This is a genomic window from Alloalcanivorax venustensis ISO4 (assembly GCF_015356855.1).
Classification (GTDB): domain Bacteria; phylum Pseudomonadota; class Gammaproteobacteria; order Pseudomonadales; family Alcanivoracaceae; genus Alloalcanivorax; species Alloalcanivorax venustensis.
In genome coordinates, this window is sequence record NZ_ARXR01000005.1 from 133206 (window position 1) to 152480 (window position 19275).

The 19275-nt window shown below is 66.0% G+C and carries 21 protein-coding genes; 11 read left to right on the forward strand and 10 right to left on the reverse strand.

Going from position 1 to position 19275, the window contains the following annotated elements:
• Nucleotides 1–6 precede the first annotated feature (6 nt).
• On the forward strand, nucleotides 7–213 hold the full coding sequence (locus ISO4_RS04720) for a SlyX family protein (protein ID WP_142947685.1): 207 nt from the start codon (nucleotides 7–9) through the stop codon (nucleotides 211–213).
• 15 nt (nucleotides 214–228) lie between these two features.
• Here the strand turns inward: ISO4_RS04720 and phoR are convergent, their stop codons facing one another.
• The 4 genes from phoR to ISO4_RS04740 all read right to left on the reverse strand — a co-directional run bounded on the left by phoR (nucleotide 229) and on the right by ISO4_RS04740 (nucleotide 3850).
• A complete protein-coding gene (phoR, locus tag ISO4_RS04725; RefSeq protein WP_228547916.1) occupies nucleotides 229–1560 on the reverse strand; it encodes a phosphate regulon sensor histidine kinase PhoR in 1332 nt (443 codons plus the stop codon).
• Between the two features lie 45 nt (nucleotides 1561–1605).
• The gene (phoB, locus tag ISO4_RS04730; protein WP_067609780.1) at nucleotides 1606–2310 is read right to left on the reverse strand and encodes a phosphate regulon transcriptional regulator PhoB; all 705 of its coding nucleotides are present in this window, start codon (nucleotides 2308–2310) and stop codon (nucleotides 1606–1608) included.
• 113 nt (nucleotides 2311–2423) lie between these two features.
• Nucleotides 2424–3314: a 4-hydroxybenzoate octaprenyltransferase gene (gene ubiA / locus ISO4_RS04735; protein WP_142947684.1), complete on the reverse strand. Its 891-nt coding sequence runs from the start codon at nucleotides 3312–3314 to the stop codon at nucleotides 2424–2426.
• 8 nt (nucleotides 3315–3322) lie between these two features.
• Nucleotides 3323–3850, reverse strand: a complete 528-nt coding sequence (locus ISO4_RS04740) for a chorismate--pyruvate lyase family protein (protein ID WP_194855323.1) — start codon at nucleotides 3848–3850, stop codon at nucleotides 3323–3325.
• Nucleotides 3851–4056: 206 nt separating this feature from the next.
• Between ISO4_RS04740 and rd the strand changes: the two genes are divergently transcribed.
• The 3 genes from rd to ISO4_RS04755 are packed head-to-tail and all read left to right on the forward strand — an operon-like array spanning nucleotide 4057 to nucleotide 5758.
• A complete protein-coding gene (gene rd, locus ISO4_RS04745; RefSeq protein ID WP_067608246.1) occupies nucleotides 4057–4221 on the forward strand; it encodes a rubredoxin in 165 nt (54 codons plus the stop codon).
• A 14-nt stretch (nucleotides 4222–4235) separates the two neighbouring features.
• Nucleotides 4236–5390 carry an NAD(P)/FAD-dependent oxidoreductase gene (locus ISO4_RS04750; RefSeq protein WP_194855324.1) on the forward strand — a complete coding sequence of 385 codons (1155 nt, stop codon included), beginning with the start codon at nucleotides 4236–4238 and terminating at the stop codon, nucleotides 5388–5390.
• On the forward strand, nucleotides 5387–5758 hold the full coding sequence (locus ISO4_RS04755) for a hypothetical protein (protein ID WP_194855325.1): 372 nt from the start codon (nucleotides 5387–5389) through the stop codon (nucleotides 5756–5758). The genes ISO4_RS04750 and ISO4_RS04755 overlap by 4 nt, the downstream gene beginning before the upstream one ends.
• Here ISO4_RS04755 and ISO4_RS04760 read toward each other — a convergent pair.
• The 3 genes from ISO4_RS04760 to znuC are packed head-to-tail and all read right to left on the reverse strand — an operon-like array spanning nucleotide 5739 to nucleotide 8624.
• Nucleotides 5739–7049: an MATE family efflux transporter gene (locus ISO4_RS04760; RefSeq protein ID WP_194855326.1), complete on the reverse strand. Its 1311-nt coding sequence runs from the start codon at nucleotides 7047–7049 to the stop codon at nucleotides 5739–5741. The two genes, ISO4_RS04755 and ISO4_RS04760, sit on opposite strands and share 20 nt — an antisense overlap.
• A gap of 2 nt (nucleotides 7050–7051) precedes the next feature.
• The gene (gene znuB, locus ISO4_RS04765; protein WP_194855327.1) at nucleotides 7052–7837 is read right to left on the reverse strand and encodes a zinc ABC transporter permease subunit ZnuB; all 786 of its coding nucleotides are present in this window, start codon (nucleotides 7835–7837) and stop codon (nucleotides 7052–7054) included.
• Nucleotides 7830–8624: a zinc ABC transporter ATP-binding protein ZnuC gene (gene znuC / locus ISO4_RS04770; protein ID WP_142947678.1), complete on the reverse strand. Its 795-nt coding sequence runs from the start codon at nucleotides 8622–8624 to the stop codon at nucleotides 7830–7832. Before znuC ends, znuB begins: the two co-directional genes overlap by 8 nt.
• A 149-nt stretch (nucleotides 8625–8773) precedes the next feature.
• On the opposite strand from znuC, the gene ISO4_RS04775 reads away from it, so the two are divergent.
• Complete coding sequence (locus tag ISO4_RS04775) at nucleotides 8774–9640, forward strand: metal ABC transporter solute-binding protein, Zn/Mn family (protein ID WP_194855328.1); 867 nt, start codon at nucleotides 8774–8776, stop codon at nucleotides 9638–9640.
• A 100-nt stretch (nucleotides 9641–9740) separates the two neighbouring features.
• Entirely contained in the window at nucleotides 9741–10907 is a 1167-nt protein-coding gene (locus ISO4_RS04780; protein ID WP_228547917.1) for a cellulase-like family protein, read from the forward strand.
• Here ISO4_RS04780 and ISO4_RS04785 read toward each other — a convergent pair.
• Entirely contained in the window at nucleotides 10904–11833 is a 930-nt protein-coding gene (locus ISO4_RS04785) for a phosphotransferase (RefSeq protein ID WP_194855329.1), read from the reverse strand. The genes ISO4_RS04780 and ISO4_RS04785 overlap by 4 nt on opposite strands.
• A 121-nt stretch (nucleotides 11834–11954) precedes the next feature.
• Here ISO4_RS04785 and ISO4_RS04790 point away from each other — a divergent pair, with 121 nt between their 5' ends.
• The 5 genes from ISO4_RS04790 to ISO4_RS04810 all read left to right on the forward strand — a co-directional run bounded on the left by ISO4_RS04790 (nucleotide 11955) and on the right by ISO4_RS04810 (nucleotide 17543).
• A complete protein-coding gene (locus ISO4_RS04790; RefSeq protein WP_142947674.1) occupies nucleotides 11955–12989 on the forward strand; it encodes an alpha/beta hydrolase in 1035 nt (344 codons plus the stop codon).
• Between the two features lie 100 nt (nucleotides 12990–13089).
• Nucleotides 13090–15831, forward strand: coding sequence for a DNA polymerase I (polA, locus tag ISO4_RS04795; RefSeq protein ID WP_194855330.1), 2742 nt, complete (start codon nucleotides 13090–13092; stop codon nucleotides 15829–15831).
• A gap of 23 nt (nucleotides 15832–15854) precedes the next feature.
• The gene (locus ISO4_RS04800) at nucleotides 15855–16367 is read left to right on the forward strand and encodes a hypothetical protein (protein WP_228547918.1); all 513 of its coding nucleotides are present in this window, start codon (nucleotides 15855–15857) and stop codon (nucleotides 16365–16367) included.
• 19 nt (nucleotides 16368–16386) lie between these two features.
• The gene (gene tmpT / locus ISO4_RS04805; RefSeq protein WP_194855331.1) at nucleotides 16387–17040 is read left to right on the forward strand and encodes a thiopurine S-methyltransferase; all 654 of its coding nucleotides are present in this window, start codon (nucleotides 16387–16389) and stop codon (nucleotides 17038–17040) included.
• Between the two features lie 104 nt (nucleotides 17041–17144).
• Nucleotides 17145–17543 (forward strand): DUF3775 domain-containing protein, encoded by a 399-nt coding sequence (locus tag ISO4_RS04810; protein ID WP_142947671.1) that lies wholly within the window; start codon nucleotides 17145–17147, stop codon nucleotides 17541–17543.
• On the opposite strand, the gene ISO4_RS04815 is transcribed toward ISO4_RS04810, so the two are convergent.
• Together ISO4_RS04815 and ISO4_RS04820 are read right to left on the reverse strand one after the other, a co-directional pair.
• Nucleotides 17540–18802 carry a type II toxin-antitoxin system HipA family toxin gene (locus ISO4_RS04815; protein ID WP_142947670.1) on the reverse strand — a complete coding sequence of 421 codons (1263 nt, stop codon included), beginning with the start codon at nucleotides 18800–18802 and terminating at the stop codon, nucleotides 17540–17542. The genes ISO4_RS04810 and ISO4_RS04815 overlap by 4 nt on opposite strands.
• On the reverse strand, nucleotides 18799–19041 hold the full coding sequence (locus ISO4_RS04820; RefSeq protein ID WP_194855332.1) for a helix-turn-helix transcriptional regulator: 243 nt from the start codon (nucleotides 19039–19041) through the stop codon (nucleotides 18799–18801). Before ISO4_RS04820 ends, ISO4_RS04815 begins: the two co-directional genes overlap by 4 nt.
• Between the last annotated feature and the right edge of the window lie 234 nt (nucleotides 19042–19275).

A 19275-nucleotide genomic window follows, 5' to 3' on the forward strand; every position in this document is an offset into this window, starting at 1 on the left:
GAGCCCATGAGCGACGACCGCTTTCTCGATATCGAAACCAAACTGGCCTACCAGGAAGACCTGGTGGCCAGCCTCAATCAGATCGTCAGTGACCAGCAGCGCAAGCTCGACGAGCTGGAAGCCGCCTACCGCAAACTGGTGGACCGGGTGGTGGAGCAGAGCGAGGAGCTCGCCGCCCTGCGCATTGAGGACGCCCCGCCGCCGCACTATTAAAACGCCGGCGGACGGTCAGCCGCTGGCCAGGGCGGTGGGCTTGCTGACCAGCCGGCTGGCGGGGAAATGGCAGGTGAAGTTGCTGCCGCTGCCGAGCTCGCTTTTGATCTCCAGCTTGCCGTTATGGCGGATCATCACGTGCTTGACGATGGCCAGCCCCAGGCCGGTGCCGCCGGTCTGGGTGACGCGGCTGTTGTCCGGGCGGTAAAAGCGCTCGGTGAGCCGGGGGATGTGCGCCGGGTCGATGCCGATGCCGTTGTCGCGCACCGAAAGGTGGGCGCCGTCGGCGTCCTGCCACCAGTGAATGCGGATCACGCCGTGGGCGGGGGTGTACTTCACCGCGTTGACGATCAGGTTGCCGAAGGCGCTTTCCAGCTCCGCCGGGTTGGCGATCAGACGGGCGTTTTCCGGCACGTCCAGCTCGATGGTCTGCTGCTTCTCCGGCGCCAGCGCCAGGGCGCTTTCGCGCATGCGCTGCAGCATGCCGTGCACCGCCACCGCCTGTTGCAGGTTGTCCGCCTCGGTGTTCTCCAGCCGTGACAGCAGCAACAGGTCCTGCACCAGCGCCTCCATGCGCTGGCTCTGGGCGTCCATTTGCGTCAGCGCCCGGCGCAGCCGGGTCTGCTCCTCGGGCACCGTGTCGAGCAGCGTTTCCAGGTAGCCCTTGAGCACCGTGAGCGGCGTTTTCAGCTCATGGCTGACGTTGGCCACGAAGTCCTTGCGCATCTGTTCCAGGTGATGAATGCGGGTCACGTCCCGGGCCAGAATCAGCTGATCGCCGACGCCGAACTCGGTGATGCGCAATTGCAGGATGCGGTTGTCGTCCACCGGCGAGGGAATCTCCAGCGGTTCGCGGAAATCGCCCTGGGTCAGGTAGTCGGTGAAACGCGGATGGCGGATCAGGTTGGTGAGCGGCTGGCCCAGGTCCTTGTCGGCGCGGAAGCCCAGATGCCGGCCGGCGGCGTGGTTCCAGTATTCCAGGTAGCCGTGCTGGTCGATCAGCACCACCACGTCCTCCAGGGCGTTCACCGACTGCTGGGCGCGCACGATGATGCTCTGCAGGTTGTCCTGGGCGCGCCGTTCTTTCTGGAAAAGGTGCTCCAGGCGGGTGTAGAACTCACCCCAGAGGCCGACGCTGTCCGGCGGTTCGGTGTGCTCCTCGCGCACCAGCCAGGCGTACAGGGCGAACAGCTGCCGGGTGCTCCAGATGATATACAGCGACAGGCCCGCCACCAGCGGCCAGATGCTGCGCAGGGCCAGACAAACCGCCACGGACACCGCCACCAGGATGACGATGCGGTTCACTTCCTTGCCGAGACTGGCTTTCATGCCCGCCGGATCTTTCATTCACCGCCCTTCCGGCTCCGTTGGTCCGCGTCGCGGACCCGATCATTATGACGCCTGACTGGACTTCACCGAGAACCGGTAACCGGTCCCGCGCACCGTCTGGATGAAACCATCGAACCCGTGCGGCGACAACGCCTTGCGCAGGCGCCGGATGTGCACGTCGATGGTACGGTCTTCCACGTAGACGTTGGCGCCCCACACCTGGTCCAGCAACTGGGTGCGCGAGTAGGCCCGCTCCTGGTGGCTCATAAAGAACTCCAGCAGGCGGTATTCCGTGGGGCCCATGTCCACCGGGTCGCCGTTGGCGCTGATCCGGTGGCTCACCGGGTCCAGGCACAGGCCTTCCACGTCGATGGCTTTCTCCGCCGCCACCACCGAGGTGCGGCGCAGCACCGCCTTGATGCGCGAGATCAGCTCGCGGGTGGAAAACGGCTTGGTGATGTAGTCGTCGGCGCCCACGTCCAGGCCCTGGATCTTGTTGTCCTCTTCGCTCTTCGCCGTAAGCATGATGATCGGCACTTCGGCGGTGGCGTCCTCGCGCTTGAGGCGCCGGGCCAGCTCAATACCGCTCACCGACGGCAACATCCAGTCCAGCAGCACCAGGTCCGGTCGCTCGTCGACAATGTACTCGTGGGCGCGCTGGGCGTTGTCCGCCTCCAGCACGTCGAAATCCGCCAGCTCCAGCGCCACCGCCACCATTTCGCGGATCGCGGGTTCGTCGTCAACAATCAGAATTCGATTACGGGACATGGCTTATTCTCAGGGGTTGCCCATTTAAGTGCCCCTATTACATTGCCTTTTTATGACATGATGATGACAACTTTGCACGCTTCTCGCGGCGGCGGCGACCCCGCCGCCCGCGATCACGGGCCGGGCGCGGCCAGCAGGTATTGAAAATAAAGTCCCGCGAACACGCTGGCCCCGGCCCAGTGGTTGCTTAGAAAAGCGTGGAAGCAGGGCCAGGGCTCGCGGTAGCGGATGCGCCACTGCTGATGGGCGAAGCCCGCCGCCATGCCGGCCAGGCCCAGATACCAGGGCCAGGTGAAGCCCAGCCGCTGGCCGAGCACCCACAGCGCCACCAGGGTCAGCACCTGCAGCGCGCCGACCATCACCTTGTCCAGATCACCGAACAGGATGGCGGTGCTTTTAATGCCCACCTTGAGGTCGTCTTCCCGGTCGCACATGGCGTATTCGGTGTCGTAGGCCACGGTCCACAGCAGGTTGGTGGTGAACAGCAGCCAGGCGATTTCCGGCACGCTCTCGGTCTCGGCGGCGAACGCCATGGGAATCGCCCAGCTGAAGGCGGCGCCCAGGAACAGCTGCGGCAGATAGGTAAAGCGCTTGGTGAAGGGGTACAGCACCGCCAGCCCCAGGCCGCCGAACGACAGCACCAGGGTGAAACGGTTGAGGCACAGCACCAGGCCCAGCGCGATCAGCCCCAGGGCGGCGAACAGCATCAGCGCCTGGCGGGCGGACAGGGCGCCGGTGGCCAGCGGCCGGCCCCGGGTGCGCGTGACATGACCGTCGAAGTCGCGGTCGGCGAAATCGTTGATCACGCAGCCGGCGGCGCGCATCACGAACACCCCCAGCACGAAAATGACGATGTGTTTGAGGCTGGGTGTGCCGCCGCCGGCGATCCACAGCGCCCACAGGGTGGGCCACATCAGCAGCATGCTGCCGATCGGCCGGTCCAGGCGCATCAGCTGGATCCAGGGCCAGAGAGCGGGGTAGCGATGTTCCACGAAAGCCAGCATAGGCGTCCTCAGCGATCCATGTCCTCGACCCGCCGCCACAGCGCGGGCAGGAAGTGCTCGGTCACCAGCAAGGGCCGGCCGCGCTTGATGAACCGGGATTGTCGCCCCCAGCAGGGCGTCTGGCCAGAGGGGGCGGCGCCGTGGCGCACCCAGACCCGGTCACGGCGCGCCATGGGCCGCCGGTACAGCTCGCTGCCCAGCGAGCGGCTGCCCATGTGCGCCAGGCCGCGGTTGGGTCCTCGCAAGCTGGCCAGCGGCAGCACGCTGCGCGCCTCCACCATCGGCTCCTCGTCCACCAGCAGGGTGACTTCCCGCACCAGGGCGCGGCCACGGCCGATGCGGCCCAGCAGCTGCTGCTCGGCGAGGGTGGGGCGAATAATGCGGTCTTCACGGGGTACCACCCGGAAGGCGCCGTACAGGCGCAGGCGGGCGGTCAGGGAGCCGGGGTCGGCCAGCCAGTCGCGCACCAGCGGCGGCAGGCTGAGCTGTTCCTGGGGACGCCAGCGGGCGTCGGCGCGCATTGCGGTATCGGGCATGGGGACTCGCTTTGCTCGCGCCCGGGGCGCGGGATCTCGAGCGTGCGACTATGGCCCATGAAGCGCGGATCGGCAAGACGTCGGCCGTCGGGCAACGCTACCATTATCCGCTGTCATTGATTTTTCACGCGCCCGTGGATACGTTAGCGGCCCCTGGAAGGGCCCGCGTACCGGGCCCGGCTTCCCCCGACCAGACGAGGTTCAGCATGAAAAAATGGGAATGCGTGGTTTGCGGCTTTATTTACGACGAGGAAGAAGGCCTGCCTGAAGAGGGCATCGAACCCGGCACCAAGTGGGACGACATTCCCGATGACTGGGTGTGCCCGGACTGCGGCGTCGGCAAAGAAGACTTCGAGATGGTGGAAATCTGAAACAGGACACTCCCATGAATCCAATCGTGATCATCGGCTCCGGCCTGGCCGGCTTCAACACGGTCAAGGAATTCCGCAAGCTGGATAAAGAGACGCCGGTGGTGGTGCTCACCGCCGACGACGGGCGTAATTACTCCAAGCCCATGCTCTCCACCGGCTTCACCAAGGAAAAAACCGCCGATGAGCTGGCCATGGCGACCCCCGAGCAGGTCGCCGAGCAGTTCAACGTGACGGTGCGCACCGGCGTCCATGTGGCCGGCATCGACACCGACAAACAGCGTGTGCTGCTGCCCGATGATCACCTGGATTACAGCAGCCTGGTGCTGGCCCTGGGCGCTGACACCTGGACGCCGCCGCTGGAAGGCGACGCCGTCGGCGAGGTGTTCTCGGTCAACGATCTGATGGATTACGGCCGCTTCCGCCAGGCCCTGGAAGGCAAGCGTGAGGTCACCATTCTCGGCGGCGGCCTGATCGGCTGCGAGTTCGCCAACGACCTCTCCAACGGCGGCTTCCAGGTCAGCCTGGTGGAGCCCATGGGGCGCTGCCTGCCCATGCTGCTGCCGGAGCCGGCCTCCGCCGCCGTCGGCCGCGGCCTGGAAGACCTGGGCGTGCGTTTCCATTTCGGTCCCCTGGCCAAGGCCGTGCACCACGGCAAGGACAACCCGGACAAGCTGGTCACCGAGCTGTCCGACGGCACCCATCTGGAATCCGACGTGGTGCTCGCCGCCATCGGCCTGCGCCCGCGCATCGGCATCGCCAAGGACGCCGGTTTGAAAACCAACCGGGGCATCCTCACCGACCAGAGCCTGCGGACCAGCGCCGATAACGTCTACGCCCTGGGTGACTGCGCCGAAGTGCAGGGCCATGTGCTGCCCTATGTGCTGCCGCTGATGGCGTCCGCCCGGGCGCTGGCCAAGACCCTGGCCGGCGAGCCGACGCCGGTGAGCTACGGCGTGATGCCGGTGACCATCAAGACTCCGGCCTGCCCGGTGGTGGTGTGCCCGGTGCCCGAGGAGCTGGAAGGCGACTGGGAGACCGAGGAAGAGGGCAACACCGTGAAGGCCCTGTTCCGCGACCGGGACGGTAACCTGCGCGGCTACGCGCTCACCGGTGACGCGGTGAAGGAAAAGATGAAGCTCAATAAAGAGCTTCCGGCGCTGATGCCATGAAATTCCGTCTGATCCTGATGGTCCTGGGCTGGCGGCTGGCCTGGCTGGCCGGCCGCGACGAGGGCTTTCGCAAGCAGCTCGCGCACCGCGACGTGGTGATGCAGTGGCGCACCTTCAGCGGCGGCGTGGCGCGCTGGTATCACTTCCAGCCGGACCGGGTGACCAGCCGCAGGGGCCTGCACCCGTCGCCGTCCGTGACCCTCAATTTCAAGGACGCGGACTACGCGTTCCGCACCCTCAAGGCCTCCGGCAAGAACCAGATGGCGTTCATGGAAGGCATGCAGGCCGGCGACATCAAGGTGGAAGGCGACCCCGGCCACCTGATGTGGTTCATGACCCTGATGAAGTTCATTCTGCCCAAGCGCTGATCCGGTACCACACCCACCCCATCAGCACGCCGCGGCTGGCCATGAACAGATTCATGGCCAGCCACAGGCCGTGATTGCCCCAGCCGCTGGTCAGCCACCAGACCGGAAAGAACAGCGCCGTGGCCACCATCATGGTGTTGCGCATCTGCCGGGCCAGGGTGGCGCCCACGAACACGCCGTCCAGCCAGAAGCCGGCGCTGGCGGTGAGCGGCAGCAACAGCATCCAGGGCAGGTAGGTGGTGGCGGTGTCGCGCACCCCCGGCAGGTCGGTGAGCAGGCGGATCAGCGGGCCGCCGCCGGCGACGAAGGCCAGCAGCGCCGCCGCGGCGATGATCAGCGTCCACTTGCCGGTGCCGGCCACCGCCGCGTCCAGGGCGCGCCGGTCACGGCGGCCGGTGGCGTCGCCCACCAGGGCCTCGGCGGCGTTGGCGAAACCGTCCAGGGTATTGCTGAGCAGCAGCAGGAAGGTGATCAGCACCGCGTTGGCGGCCAGCACCGTGTCGCCCAGCCGCGCGCCCTGGGCGGTGAAGAAGAAAAACACCGTTAGCAGCGTCAGGCTGCGGATAAAAATATCCCGGTTCACCGCCAGCAGTTGCAGCATCGGCGCCACCTGTTTGAGCGCGCCCACCGGCAGCGCCCGCCAGGCGGCGCCGAAGATCTCCCGGCGCAGCCAGAACAGCCCGCCGGCCAGACCGAGGTATTCCGACACCGCGCTGGCCACCGCCACGCCGCGCACGTCGAAATGCCACACCTGCACCAGCAGCACATCCAGCAGCACATTGCTGGAGTGCATCAGAACGGTCATTTTCAGCGGCACGCTGGTGCGGTGCAGGCCGATGGCGAAGCCGATCAGCGCGAAATTCCCCAGCGCCGCCGGCGCGCCGAGAATACGGATGCCGATGTATTCCCGCGCCAGCCCCTGCACCTCGTCGCTGCCGCCCAGCAACCACAGCGCCACGTCGCTGAGCAGCGGCCGCAGCAGGATCAGCGCGCTGCCCACCAGCGTCGACAACAGCAGCGCCCGCAGCAGCACCACCAGAGTCGCCTCACCGGCGCCGCGCGCCTGGGAGGTGAAGCCGGTGGTGCCCATGCGCAGGAAGTTGAACGAGAAGTACAGGAACATGAAGACGTTGCTGCCCAGCGCCACCGCCGCCAGATACACCGGCGAATCCAGATGGCCGACCACGGCGGTGTCCACCAGGCCGAGCAGCGGCGCGGTGATATTGGAGAGCAGCAACGGCCACGCCAGCATCCAGATGCGGCGGTCCAGGGCGGGGTCCTTCGCGATCATGGCTAGGCGTCGGGTCGGCGCAGCAGGGTGAAGCCGAACAGCACGGCGGCGGCCACCACGATCGACGGGCCCACCGGAGTGTCCGCGTACCAGCTCATCGCCAGCCCCAGGGACACGGAGGCCAGCCCCAGCAGGCTGGCCAGGGCGGCCATCTGTTCCGGGGTGCGCGACAGGCGGCGGGCACCGGCGGCGGGAATCACCAGCAGCGAGGTGATCAGCAGCACGCCGACGGTGCGGATGGCGCCGGCGATCAGCAGCGCCAGCAGCAGCATCAGGATCAGCCGGGTGCGGGTCACCGGCACGCCCTCCACCTGGGCCAGGTCTTCGTTCACGGTGATGCTGAGCAGCGCCCGCCAGTGCCAGGCCAGCAGCACCAGAATCAGCACCGCGCCGGCCCACAGCGCCAGCACGTCGCCCCAGTTCACCGCCAGCAGATCGCCGAACAGGTAGGCGAACAGATCCACCTGCACGCTCTTCTGCAGGCTGATGGCGATCACGCCCAGCGCCAGGGTGGTATGGGCGACGATGCCCAGCAGGGTGTCGCCGGTGATCTGGCGCTGCTGCTGCAGCCCCGCCAGGGCGCCGGCGATGGCCAGGCAGGCCACCACCACGGCGACGTACAGGTTCACGTCCAGAGCCAGGGCCAGGGCCGCGCCCAGCAGGGCGCCGTGGGCCAGGGTGTCGCCGAAGAACGCCATCCGCCGCCAGACCACGAAGGACCCCATGGGGCCGGCCACCAGGGCCACCGCCAGGCCCGCCAGCAGCGCCGGCGCGAGCAGTTCAATCATGGTGGTGGCCCCCCGTGTGCCCGTGGTGGTCGTGGTGCGGGTCGCCGCTCAGGTCATGGTCGTGGTCATGATCGTGGGTGTACACGGCCAGATTGGGCATGCCGCCGCTGGGGCCGAACAGGCGGTGGTAGGCCGGGTCGCGGCTGACCGCCTCCGGGGTGCCGGAGCAGCACACATGGTGGTGCAGGCACACCACCTGGTCGGTGCGCGCCATCACCAGGTGCAGGTCATGGGAGATCAACAGGATGCCGCAGCCGGTCTCGTCGCGGACCTGGCCGAGCAGGCCGTAGAGGGCGTCCTGGCCGGCCACGTCCACGCCCTGGGCGGGCTCGTCGAGCACCAGCAGGTCGGGCTTGCGCAGCAGCGCCCGGGCCAGCAGCACCCGCTGCATTTCGCCGCCGGACAGCCCGCGCACCGCGCGCCGGCGCAGATGGGCCACGCCGGTGCGTTGCAGGGCGTCGCGGCGGGCGCGGGTGCGGCCCGGCGCCGCCAGCCAGAGAAAGCGGTCGACGGTCAGCGGCAGGCTTTCATCCACCTGCAGGTGCTGGGGCATATAGCCCACGCGCAGGCCCGGGCGGCGCTCCACGCGGCCGCGATCGGGCCGCGCCAGGCCCAGCACCAGCCGCGCCAGGGTGCTCTTGCCGGCGCCGTTGGGGCCGATCAGCGTGGTGATGCGGCCCGGCTCCAGGGTCAGGGAGACGTCGTCGAGCACGCTGTGCGCCCCATACGCCAGGCCGGCGCCGTGCACCGCCACCAAGGTTCCCGTGTCAGCCCGCTGCTGCGACATGTAACAGCCCCCGTTGAACAAAGCGGTGATGATATACTATTTCCCCGGTCAATCGCTTGGGCCCGGCGGCGCCGTTCCGGCTTGACGGCTCGGGCACACTGATTGCACTGACGCTCCCGATGAGCACTTTCACGGTTCCGGACATACCCATGCGATACCTGCTCGTTCCTCTTTTGTTGGCGCTGTGCGCGCCGTTACCGGCGCGTACCCTGGTGGCCAGCGTCGAGCCCCTGGCCATGGTGCTGCGCGACCTGTACGGCGACAGCGCCGAAGTGGTCACCCTGCTGGAAGCCAACCAGAACCCGCACAACCCGATGTTGTCGCCGCGCCAGATGCTCACCCTGCGCCGCGCCGACCTGCTGGTGTGGCTGGGCGAGGCGGCGGAGCCGGCGGTGGCCAGCCTGGCGGCGAAACGTGACGGCGACAGCCTGGCGTTGCTGTCGCTGCCCGGCGTCACCCGCCGTGAGGGCGGCCACCGTCATGACGGCGAGCACGACCACGGCCACCACCACGAAGCCGGCGAGCTGGACCCGCATCTGTGGCTGGACCCGCGCAATATGGCGTTGCTCGCCAAGGCCCTGGGCGACCGGGATCAATTGCCCGAGGGGCAGCCGGCGGCGTTCCTGGCCGACCTGGAACGGACCGAAACGGCGCTGCGCGAGCGTCTGGCGCCGGTGGCCGACACCCCCTGGCTGACCTTCCACCACCCCTGGGGCTACTTCCAGCAGCGGCTGGAGCTGCGCGCGCCGGTGATCGTCAGCGAGCAGCTCGGCGCCGGCCCCAGCAGCCGTCGCTTCGTGGCGCTGGCGCAGCAGTTGGAAAGCGAACAGGTGCGCTGCGCGATCCTCGAGCCGGAGGCCCAGGCCGACCTGGTGGCGCGCCTGTGCCCGGACTGCCGGCGGGTGGCCCTGGACCCGCTCGGCCGCGACGTCCCCGCCCGTGGCCAGGGCAATGATTACAGCCACTGGCTGAGTGAACGGGTGGCGGCGACGTTCGCCACCTGTCTGGCGCGATGACGCGGGACTGGCCCGGGCGCCGCTTTTTGGCCCGACCGGGTCCATTGAGCCGGCGCGTGAAACCGGTATGCTGATGCGTTTGTCGGGTCAAGGAGAAGGCATGGGGCAGTCGCAGGGTGCGCAAGACGAATCGGCCATGGAGGTCCTGCCGGACCTGGGCCGTCTCGCGCTCACATGCTGGGATTACGCCTGGCCGCTGCGGCGCGAATACGGCCCCGGCGGCGGCGCCGTGGAGCGCGCCCTGGACGAAGCGGTGGAACGCGGCTTCAACGCCGTTCGCCTGGACCCCTATCCGCATCTGCTGGCCACGCCGGCCAACAGCGTCCACCTGGACCGCTGCGAAATCTTCGCCGAGCCCGACGCCCGTCGGGGCATCGGCGCCGGCGCCGAGACCGTGCAGATTCGCAAAGCGTTCCGGCGCCTGCTCAACGGTGCCGCCGACCGCGGCCTGAAGCTGTGGCTGAGCGGCTTTTTTATCGCCGACAGCCGCGCCCGCCGCTCGTTCGTGCGCCGCCCCGCCGACTTCATCGACGTCTGGGTGCAGACCCTGGAACTGGTGCGCGAATGGGGCCACCTGGATACCGTGGTGGCGGTGGATTTCTGCCACCATTTTCCGTTTCCGCCCTGGAGCCACGGCGTTATCCGCCGGGTGTTCGGCCAGCCGCCCCAGCGGTCCCTGCCGGAGCGTTGGCGCAGTGAGCAGGAGCAGGCGGTGGAGCAGTACCTGCTGGAAGTGCCGCGCGCCCTGCGTGCCCTGTTCCCCACCATCCATTTCGGGGTCAGCGCCGCCGCCGGCGAGACCGACCATCTGCGCCAACTGGACACCAGCGAGCTGGATTTCCTGGAACTGGGCCTGTGGCTGGACGACGACCCGCGCTACCGGCTGGCCACCGGCGCCGATCTGCCGGTGCCCGGGCTGCTCGACCGGCGCCTGGGCGCGCCGCTGCGGCGGGCGCTGATGGAAGCCACCGGCGAGCACTGGCGCGGCCGCCTTCAGCAGCAGCTACAGCGGCGGCTGGCGTTTACCCGCCTGCGGCGCCTGCAGCCGGTGCTCGGTGAAGGGTATCTCAATCCGCAGGCGACCCCGGAGCAGCTGCCCCGGGGCTGGGCCGGGTTCACCGAGGCGCTGGTGGGCCAGGCGGTGGCGGACGGCGTGGCGGTGATGACGCCCACCAGCCTGGCCCGGCCGCACAGCCCCTGGCTGTGGCGGGAAGCCGACTGGCTGGCGCACCTCAACCATCTGATTCTGACCGGCCCGGGCCGTTAGTCGTCGCCATCGCCCAGGGCGTTAAAGCGATAGCCGAAAATCCGCGCGAACTCGGCCGGGTCCTTGCTGCCCTGGCCCTCCGACTCCCCGGACACCGGCCCGGCCAGACGCGACAGCCAGAAGCGCAGCGCCGCCACCGCCAACGCCAGCGCCAGCACCGATTCGTCCCACTCGCCGCCGCCGTCCCGGTAGCCGGCCAGCAAGGCGCCCTGCCGGCGCGGTACCGGGCGCCCGTCCGAGGCCACCGCCCAATCGTTCAGCGCCACCGCCAGATCGTACTCGGGCCGTTCCAGACAGGCGTTGTAGAAATCCAGCACCCCGGTGAGCCGGCCCTCGGCGTTGAACAGCGCGTTGTCGCGGAACAGATCGCCGTGGATCAGGGTGCGGGTGGCGGGTACTTTCCGCCAGCGGCGCAGCACGGTATCGGCGCGGTGCTGGTCGTCTTCATTCAGGCGGCACAGGTGCTCGCCCAGGCTTTTCAGGCGCCGGCGCTCGTCGGGCAGCGCCTTTCCCGCTTCCGTCGGCTGGCGGTGCAGGGCGGCGAGCAGGGCGCCCACCTGCCGGCAGTGCTCGCTGCCCACCTCGAAACAGTGCTCGCCGGGCAGGCGCGGCACCAGCACCGCCGGCTTGCCGGCCACGTGGCGCAGCCGCTGGCCGTGGCGGTCCACCAGCGCCGCCGGCACCGGCAGGCCCGCCGCCGCCAGGGTCGCCAGCAACGCCAGATAGGGCGCCAGGGCCTCGCCGTCGAACTGCTCGAACACGGTCAGGACCACCGCCCGCGGGCCGCCGTCCTCGGCCCGGGCGTCGATCAGGAAGGTGCTGTTCTCAATGCCGTGGCGCGCCGCCTGCGCGTGCTCCAGCCGCAGCGCGTAGTCGGCCAGCAGGGCGGCCAGATCCCGATCATCGACACGGGTATAGACGGACATCAACATTTCCTAGTGTTCAACGCGAAAAAAGGCCGGGGATGACCGGGCCGTTTGCTTGGGGCGATGGTATAACCCCTGTCCATTGGTGGAAATACACGCCGGGTTTAATTAAGGAGAAACCATGTCCCTGCAACACAAGATCGAGCGCACCACGGTGCGGACCCTGATGAAAATGCCCGGCGCCCTGGCCGGCCGGCTGGCCGGCATGGTGGAAAGCGTCAGCCGCGAGGGGCTGGACCCCAAGCTGCGCCTGCTGCTGGCCCTGGGTGACGGTCGCAAGGGCTTCCACGAGTTGCCGCTGGCCCAGGGCCGCGCCCTCTACGGGCACATGATCGACATGCTCGACGTGGACCGGCAGGAGGTGGCGCTGACCCGGGATATCCGCGTGCCGGTGGAAGGCGGCGATATGCTGGTGCGTCTGTATCGCCCCAAGAGCGCGCCCACCGAGGACAGCCCGGCGATCATGTTCTTCCATGGCGGCGGCTTCACCATCGGCAGCGCCGTGGAATACGACCGCCTGTGCCGCCACATCGCCAACGTCACCGGCGCGGTGGTGCTGAATGTGGACTACCGGCTGGCGCCGGAACACCCCGCGCCCACCGCCGCCGACGACTGCATCGCCGCCTGGCGCTGGCTCGGTGAGCAGGCCGGCGATCTGGGCATCGACACCCGGCGTCTGGCGACCATGGGCGACAGCGCCGGCGGCAATCTGTCCATCGTGGTGGCCCAGCAAGCGGCGCTCCAGGGGCTGTCCGTGCCCAAGCTGGTGGTGGCGGTGTACCCGAAAACCGACGGCGCCTCGGATATGCCCTCGATCACCCAGCTCGGTGGCGGCCAGGGCGGGCTGGACGGCGACATGATCCACTGGTTCCACAACCATTACATCCAGGACGACACCCTGGTGGGCGATTACCGCATCTCGCCGCTGCGCAACCCGGACATCGCCGGCCACCCGGACACCATCGTGGTCACCGCCACCGACCCGCTGCGCGACGAAGGCCTCGCCTACAGCGAGAAGCTCAAGGACGCCGGCGTCAACGTGGTCAACCTGGACTACCCGGAACTGGTGCACGGCTTCATCACCATGGGCGGCGCCATCCCCAGCGCCCGCAAAGCGGTGAACGCCATCACCCGGCAGATCAAAGAGCGCCTTTGATCGCGGGTCCTGTGGGAGCGGGCCCGCTCCCACAAGGCGCTCCTGCAAGGTCTTGCGTTACACTATGCGCTCCATGTCTTATCCAACCCCAAGGACTGCCATGACCGAGCGTAAACCGATCATCCTTGTCGACGGCTCCTCCTACCTGTACCGGGCCTTCCACGCGCTGCCGCCGCTGACCACCTCCACCGGCCAGCCCACCGGCGCGGTGCGCGGCGTCGCCTCGATGCTGCGCAAGATGATCAACGACTACGACCCCGAGTACATGGCGGTGGTGTTCGACGCCAAGGGCAAAACCTTCCGCGACGAACTGTTCGAGCAGTACAAGGCCAACCGGCCGCCGATGCCCGACGAGCTGCGCGAGCAGGTGCAGCCGCTGCACGACCTGATCCGCGCCATGGGCCTGCCGCTGATCATCGAGGACGGCGTCGAAGCCGACGACGTGATCGGCACCTTCGCGCGCATTTTCAGCGCCGAACAAAAGCCGGTGCTGATCTCCACCGGCGACAAGGATATGGCACAGCTGGTCAACGACCACGTCACCCTGATCAACACCATGAACAACGCCGTCTACGACATCGACGGCGTGCGTGAAAAATTCGGTGTCGGCCCGGAGCTGATTATCGATTTCCTGGCGCTGATGGGCGACAAGGTGGACAACATTCCCGGTGTCCCCGGCGTCGGCGAAAAGACCGCGCTGGCGCTGCTCACCGGTCTGGGTTCGCTGGAAAAGATTTACGACAACCTGGACAAGGTCGCCGAGCTGAATTTCCGCGGCGCCAAGTCCATGGGCAAGAAACTGGAAGAACACCGCGAGCAGGCGTTTCTCTCCTACGAGCTGGCCACCATCAAGGTGGACTGCGAACTCAAGGAAGCCCTGGACGACCTCAAACTGCTGACGCCCGACGCGGAAAAGCTGGCCGGTTACTACCGCGATCTGGAATTCAAAGGCTGGCTCAATGAATTGCTGGAAGGCGACGACCCGGCGGTAGAGGGCGCTCCGGACATCGAGAGCGAACAAAGCATCGACCGGGACGGCTACCAGACCGTGCTTACCGAGGAAGAACTGGACGCCTGGCTCGACAAACTTAAGAAAGCCGAGCTGTTCGCCTTCGACACCGAAACCACCAGCCTCAATTACATGGAAGCGGACCTGGTGGGCGTCAGCTTCGCCACCGCCGCCGGCGACGCCGCCTACGTGCCCTTCGGCCACGACTATCCGGGCGCGCCGGATCAGCTCAACCGCGCTCTGGTACTGGACAAGCTCAAGCCCGTTCTCGAAGACGAACAAAGCAAAAAAGTCGGCCAGAACCTCAAGTACGACATGAGCGTATTGGCCCGCGCCGGCATCACCCTGCGCGGCGTGGAATACGACACCATGCTGGAATCCTATGTGCTCGACTCCGTGGCCACCCGCCACGATATGGACTCCCTGGCGCTGAAATATCTGGGCCACAAAAACATCAGCTTCCAGGAGATCGCCGGCAAGGGCGTCAAGCAGCTCACCTTTAACCAGGTCGGGCTCGATGAAGCCGGCCCCTACGCCTCCGAAGACGCGGACATCACCCTGCGCCTGCACCAGACCCTGTGGCCGCGCCTGGAAAAAGAAGCGGGCCTGAAAAGCGTGTTCCACGACATCGAAATGCCGCTGGTACCGGTGCTCAGCCGCATCGAGCGCAACGGCACCTACGTGGACGCGGACATGCTCAAAAAGCAGAGCACTTTTCTCGCCAAGCGCATGATGGAGCTGGAAGAAAAAGCGTTCGAGGAAGCGGGCCAGAAATTCAATCTCGGCTCGCCCAAACAGCTCGGCGAAATCCTTTATGAAAAACTGGAAATCCCGGTCATCAAGAAGACGCCCAAGGGCGCACCGTCCACCGCTGAAGCCGTGCTTCAGGACCTGGCGCTGCAAGGTTATCCGCTGCCCCAGGTGATCATGGACTACCGGGGCGTTTCTAAACTCAAGAACACCTACACCGATAAGCTGCCGGAACTGATCAACCCCACCACCGGTCGGGTGCACACCTCCTACCACCAGGCGGTGGCCGCCACCGGCCGGCTGTCCTCCAGTGATCCCAACCTGCAGAACATTCCGGTGCGCAGCGAAGAAGGCCGCAAAATCCGCCTGGCGTTCTCGGCGCCTGAAGGCCGCAAGATCGTCGCCTGCGACTACTCACAGATCGAGCTGCGCATCATGGCGCACCTGTCCGGCGACAAGGGCCTCACCCACGCCTTCGAGAATAACCTGGATATTCACCGCGCCACCGCCGCCGAAGTCTGGGGTAAAACCCTCGACGACGTCAGCGACAACGAACGCCGCAACGCCAAGGCCATCAACTTCGGCCTGATCTACGGCATGAGCGCCTTCGGCCTCGCCAAACAACTCGGCATCCCGCGCGGCGAAGCCCAGGAATACATCGACCGCTACTTCGAAAAATACCCCGGCGTAAAACGCTACATGGAAAACACCCGCGCCGACGCCGCCGAAAAAGGCTACGTGGAAACCCTGTTCGGCCGCCGCCTCTACCTGCCGGAAATCAACAGCCGCAACGGCCAGCGCCGCCAGGCCGCCGAGCGCACCGCCATCAACGCGCCCATGCAAGGCACCGCCGCCGACATCATCAAGCACGCCATGATCAAGGTTCACCACTGGCTGGAAGACAGCAAACTGGACGCCCTGATGATCATGCAGGTGCACGATGAGCTGGTGTTCGAAGTGAAGGAAAGCCAGGTCGACGACCTGGTCAAAGAAGTCACCCAGCGCATGGAAGCCGCCGCCAAACTGGAGGTGCCGCTGATCGTCGATGCCGGGATCGGGAACAACTGGGAAGAAGCGCACTAAAAGCAGAAAAGGGGAGAAGCAGGATGCTTAACACTTTGGGTGAGACCAAGGCGCCTTCGGCGCGGCAACTTACGGTGCTTTGGTTTGTGCCGCTTTCCGCACCACTGATGATCGGGGTGGCGCTGTCACTCTTGGCGATGTTCGCACACTACCCGCCACCGGCTGAGTTGCTGAGCAGGGAAACGCTATGGGGTGTCAGCCTTGCCGCCATGGCGTTGGTGTTGTTGGTCGGCCGGCGGTTGCGCAATCTTGTCATGGCCGCGGAGAGGATCGCGCATCGACCGTTGCCTGGTAGCGCCGAATCTTCGCGGGATATTAAGACGCAGGCGGCGTCCAAGGTGCAGCACAGCATGTTCATACTTCTGGGCCTGTTGAACTTCGTATCCGTGTTGGTGGTGGCCGCTTGTTTCATGCACGCGGACGCGGAACTGGCGCTGCTTAACGGCGTTTATACCCTGGTGCTGGCGGTCGTTACCAAGCCGGACTTTGCGTTGGCAATGCGCGAGACCGAAGCGGTACTGCGACGCCGGGGCTAAACCCTCGGGAGACCGTTCGATGGAAAAACAGTTCTGGGAAGAAAAATGGGAAGCGCAGGAGCTGGGCTTCCATCTGTCGTTCGTGCACCCGATCCTGAAGCGTAATCTCGCTGCTTTCGATCTGCCCGCCGGGGCGACGGTCTTTCTGCCGCTGTGCGGCAAGACGCTGGATATCGGCTGGCTGCTGGAGCAGGAGTTGCGTGTGGTCGGGGTCGAGCTCAGCGAGTTGGCGGTGAGCCAACTGTTCGAGTCGCTGGGCGTTAGTCCGGACGTGTCCTCCTGGGGCGACGGCCGGGTGTGGCGCCACGGCGCGCTCACGGTGTTCCAGGGCGACGTTTTCGCGCTCACGGCGGGCGACCTGGGCGATGTCGCGATGGTCTACGACCGGGCGGCGCTGGTGGCTTTTCCGGCGGCCATGCGCGAGCGCTACGCGGCGCACCTGGCCTCTGTCACGGCGCGCGCCCCGCAGTTGTTGATCACCTTCGAGTACGACCAGGACCGCATGGATGGCCCGCCGTTCGCGGTGCCCGCTGAAGAAGTCGAACGCCTTTACGGTAATAGTCACGCGCTGGACTGCCTGTCCCGCAAGGATGTGATCGACAACCAGCCGGCGTTCCGCGAACGCGGTCTCGATCGTTTCGAGGAAATCGCCTGGCGGTTGGCCCCTCTCTGACCCACCGCTCTGACACCCTTTTACATCCCCCGCCTTGTGCTCGCCTCTGTAGCCACTAAGTTGGAAGCATTCGACTTCCGATGATTTCAGTGAGGAGACGGACCATGTTGAATGTGAGCGGGGAGACCGTGTGCCGCCTGGTGGAATTGGCCCAAGCCTTCCAGGCGCGGGACACGGTGGCCATGCCGGAGGACGCCGGCAACCCCATCGACGATGCGGCTGGCGCGGAGGCGCTGACGGAGCCGGCGGGCGGCGAAGAGGACGGCTCGGTGGCGGAGTTCCGCACCATTATCGAGGACCTGGAGCCGGATCAGCAGACCGAGGTGGTGGCGCTGATGTGGCTGGGCCGTGGCGACTTCCAGGAAGACGAGTGGGAGGAGGCCCTGCGTCTGGCCCGCGACGAGTGGACCCCGGACACCGCCGACTTCCTGCTCGGCCACCCGCTGCTGTCCGAATACCTGGTAGAGGGCCTAGCCGTGTTCGGCGTCCAATGCGACCTCTAAGGGAGCCAGTCCCGTTTTGCTTTACCGATCTGTCGTTTAATGACGGCTTGGGCATTGTCGAGTTCACTGGTTAGCTGATGGTCCTCTATGAAGTTGCGGTGCCAAGCCTCTAGATTAGTGCTGAGTGACGAGGCTTGAGCTCGGATTAACCGGTGAATGTACTTCGGCGCCATCCCCAGTTGATTGGCGAAAACGTCCCAGTGTTTGCGATGGAGATTGCCGGGATCATTGTGACTACCCACCGGTAGAGCCAGTTGGTGGCTGATGTTGTCGATGGCTAGAGTACAGACCAGATCATAGAAGGGCGCCAGCGACCAGCCTTTCCGCCCGTGAGAGATCAGCGATAGGTTCTTCAGGTGGCCGTCGGCGTTCCCCGCTAGCGCATTGAAGATTTGCCAACGAGCGAAGGCTTGTAAATCCAGAGCAGGCCTTAGGCAATGCTTTTGGATGGCCGCTGCCACCTTGGCCACTGCGTTGTCCCCGGCCTCGTATTTGGCGTTATGGGAGAGTCCCTGCGCCTGGCAGAAGTCTTCTTGGTGCAAGCGATCTACAACACCGTCGTGGGTTTGGCGATCATAGCGCTCGGCTAGCGACGCGATGTGTGGGCCGATACGCACAAGGCGCACTGGAGCGACCGGCAATCCCAACTTTTCGGCGATATAGGTGGTGTAGATTTCCAGCAACGGCACTTGCTTCAGGTCGCGCACCGGAAGTTTCAATATATGTGTGGAAGCGGCGCCGTCCTCGGGTAGTTGCAGGTGCCAGGTGCCGTCGCAATTGGCTGTGGCTCGTACCGGTATTTTGTCCTGAGCGCCGGCGAGAGAAAGACGTGGTGCGGTGTCGCCGTCAAGCCAGTTGGCGCGGCCCCTCTCAATCGCTGTTATCAAGTCGGCTTGCGTGAGCACTCGAAGCGCATTCCCATCAGTATTTGGAGAATCACCTTCTGGCAGCAACTGCAATGCGCCGGCGCAGTCGCCGCCGAGCTTTTCCAGCAGCGTGAAATCGTCGTCGGCGATACCCAGCTGCCGCACCAGCCGGTCCCGGGCGTTTCCTTCCGGCAACAGATTGGCGAAGAAATGATGCCCGCGCAGATCCGGCGGCAGGAAGTCGCCGGTCTCGTCCACGGGCAGGCTGCAGGAGATCGCCCAGCCGTCGTCCAGCCAGTCGCCGTCGTAGATAAACGCCATGCGACCGCCGCCGCTGTCCAACAACCGGCCGACCTTGCGGTCTTGATACCAGACGTTCAGGGCCCGGCTCATGAGGCACCCCCTCGTGGCACGGCGAACAGATCCAGCCCCACCAGGCGCGCGATCTTCAGCGCCAGTCCCAGACGCACCGTGTCCTTGCCGCGCTCGAGCTCCGACAAAAAGCGCGGGCCGACGCCGGCGATTTCCGCCAAGTCCACCTGGGTCAGACCCTGGGCCTTACGGGCGGCGCGAATACGCCGGCCCAGCTCTTCCGGGCTGTCCACGTTGTACTGTTTCGGCACGGCGCTCATTGAGGCGGCTCCAAATATTCCTGATCGGTAATATTAGGGTGATAGGGCGCCGGAAGTCCAATAATAATACCGATCGGTAATAAATTGGTGATTAGGCCGGAAACGGGCGACTTTCTTCCCGATCGGTATCACTGCCAATCGCCAATGCCTACCAACGGATTGCCACCAATAAATTCAATTTGTAGCCACCATAGGGAACCTTCACTGCCGTCATAAAAATGTCACGGCTATAGT

Coding starts and splice junctions, on each gene's coding strand:
- ISO4_RS04815 (WP_142947670.1), bottom strand. CDS start 18,802: ATGAGCCGGGCCCTGAACGTCTGGTATCAAGACCGCAAGGTCGGCCGG.
- ISO4_RS04780 (WP_228547917.1), top strand. CDS start 9,741: ATGGGGCAGTCGCAGGGTGCGCAAGACGAATCGGCCATGGAGGTCCTG.
- phoB (WP_067609780.1), bottom strand. CDS start 2,310: ATGTCCCGTAATCGAATTCTGATTGTTGACGACGAACCCGCGATCCGC.
- ISO4_RS04810 (WP_142947671.1), top strand. CDS start 17,145: ATGTTGAATGTGAGCGGGGAGACCGTGTGCCGCCTGGTGGAATTGGCC.
- ISO4_RS04720 (WP_142947685.1), top strand. CDS start 7: ATGAGCGACGACCGCTTTCTCGATATCGAAACCAAACTGGCCTACCAG.
- ubiA (WP_142947684.1), bottom strand. CDS start 3,314: ATGCTGGCTTTCGTGGAACATCGCTACCCCGCTCTCTGGCCCTGGATC.
- znuB (WP_194855327.1), bottom strand. CDS start 7,837: ATGATTGAACTGCTCGCGCCGGCGCTGCTGGCGGGCCTGGCGGTGGCC.
- ISO4_RS04775 (WP_194855328.1), top strand. CDS start 8,774: ATGCGATACCTGCTCGTTCCTCTTTTGTTGGCGCTGTGCGCGCCGTTA.
- ISO4_RS04755 (WP_194855325.1), top strand. CDS start 5,387: ATGAAATTCCGTCTGATCCTGATGGTCCTGGGCTGGCGGCTGGCCTGG.
- ISO4_RS04750 (WP_194855324.1), top strand. CDS start 4,236: ATGAATCCAATCGTGATCATCGGCTCCGGCCTGGCCGGCTTCAACACG.
- ISO4_RS04800 (WP_228547918.1), top strand. CDS start 15,855: ATGCTTAACACTTTGGGTGAGACCAAGGCGCCTTCGGCGCGGCAACTT.
- tmpT (WP_194855331.1), top strand. CDS start 16,387: ATGGAAAAACAGTTCTGGGAAGAAAAATGGGAAGCGCAGGAGCTGGGC.
- ISO4_RS04760 (WP_194855326.1), bottom strand. CDS start 7,049: ATGATCGCGAAGGACCCCGCCCTGGACCGCCGCATCTGGATGCTGGCG.
- phoR (WP_228547916.1), bottom strand. CDS start 1,560: ATGAAAGATCCGGCGGGCATGAAAGCCAGTCTCGGCAAGGAAGTGAAC.
- ISO4_RS04785 (WP_194855329.1), bottom strand. CDS start 11,833: ATGTCCGTCTATACCCGTGTCGATGATCGGGATCTGGCCGCCCTGCTG.
- znuC (WP_142947678.1), bottom strand. CDS start 8,624: ATGTCGCAGCAGCGGGCTGACACGGGAACCTTGGTGGCGGTGCACGGC.
- ISO4_RS04740 (WP_194855323.1), bottom strand. CDS start 3,850: ATGCCCGATACCGCAATGCGCGCCGACGCCCGCTGGCGTCCCCAGGAA.
- polA (WP_194855330.1), top strand. CDS start 13,090: ATGACCGAGCGTAAACCGATCATCCTTGTCGACGGCTCCTCCTACCTG.
- ISO4_RS04820 (WP_194855332.1), bottom strand. CDS start 19,041: ATGAGCGCCGTGCCGAAACAGTACAACGTGGACAGCCCGGAAGAGCTG.
- rd (WP_067608246.1), top strand. CDS start 4,057: ATGAAAAAATGGGAATGCGTGGTTTGCGGCTTTATTTACGACGAGGAA.
- ISO4_RS04790 (WP_142947674.1), top strand. CDS start 11,955: ATGTCCCTGCAACACAAGATCGAGCGCACCACGGTGCGGACCCTGATG.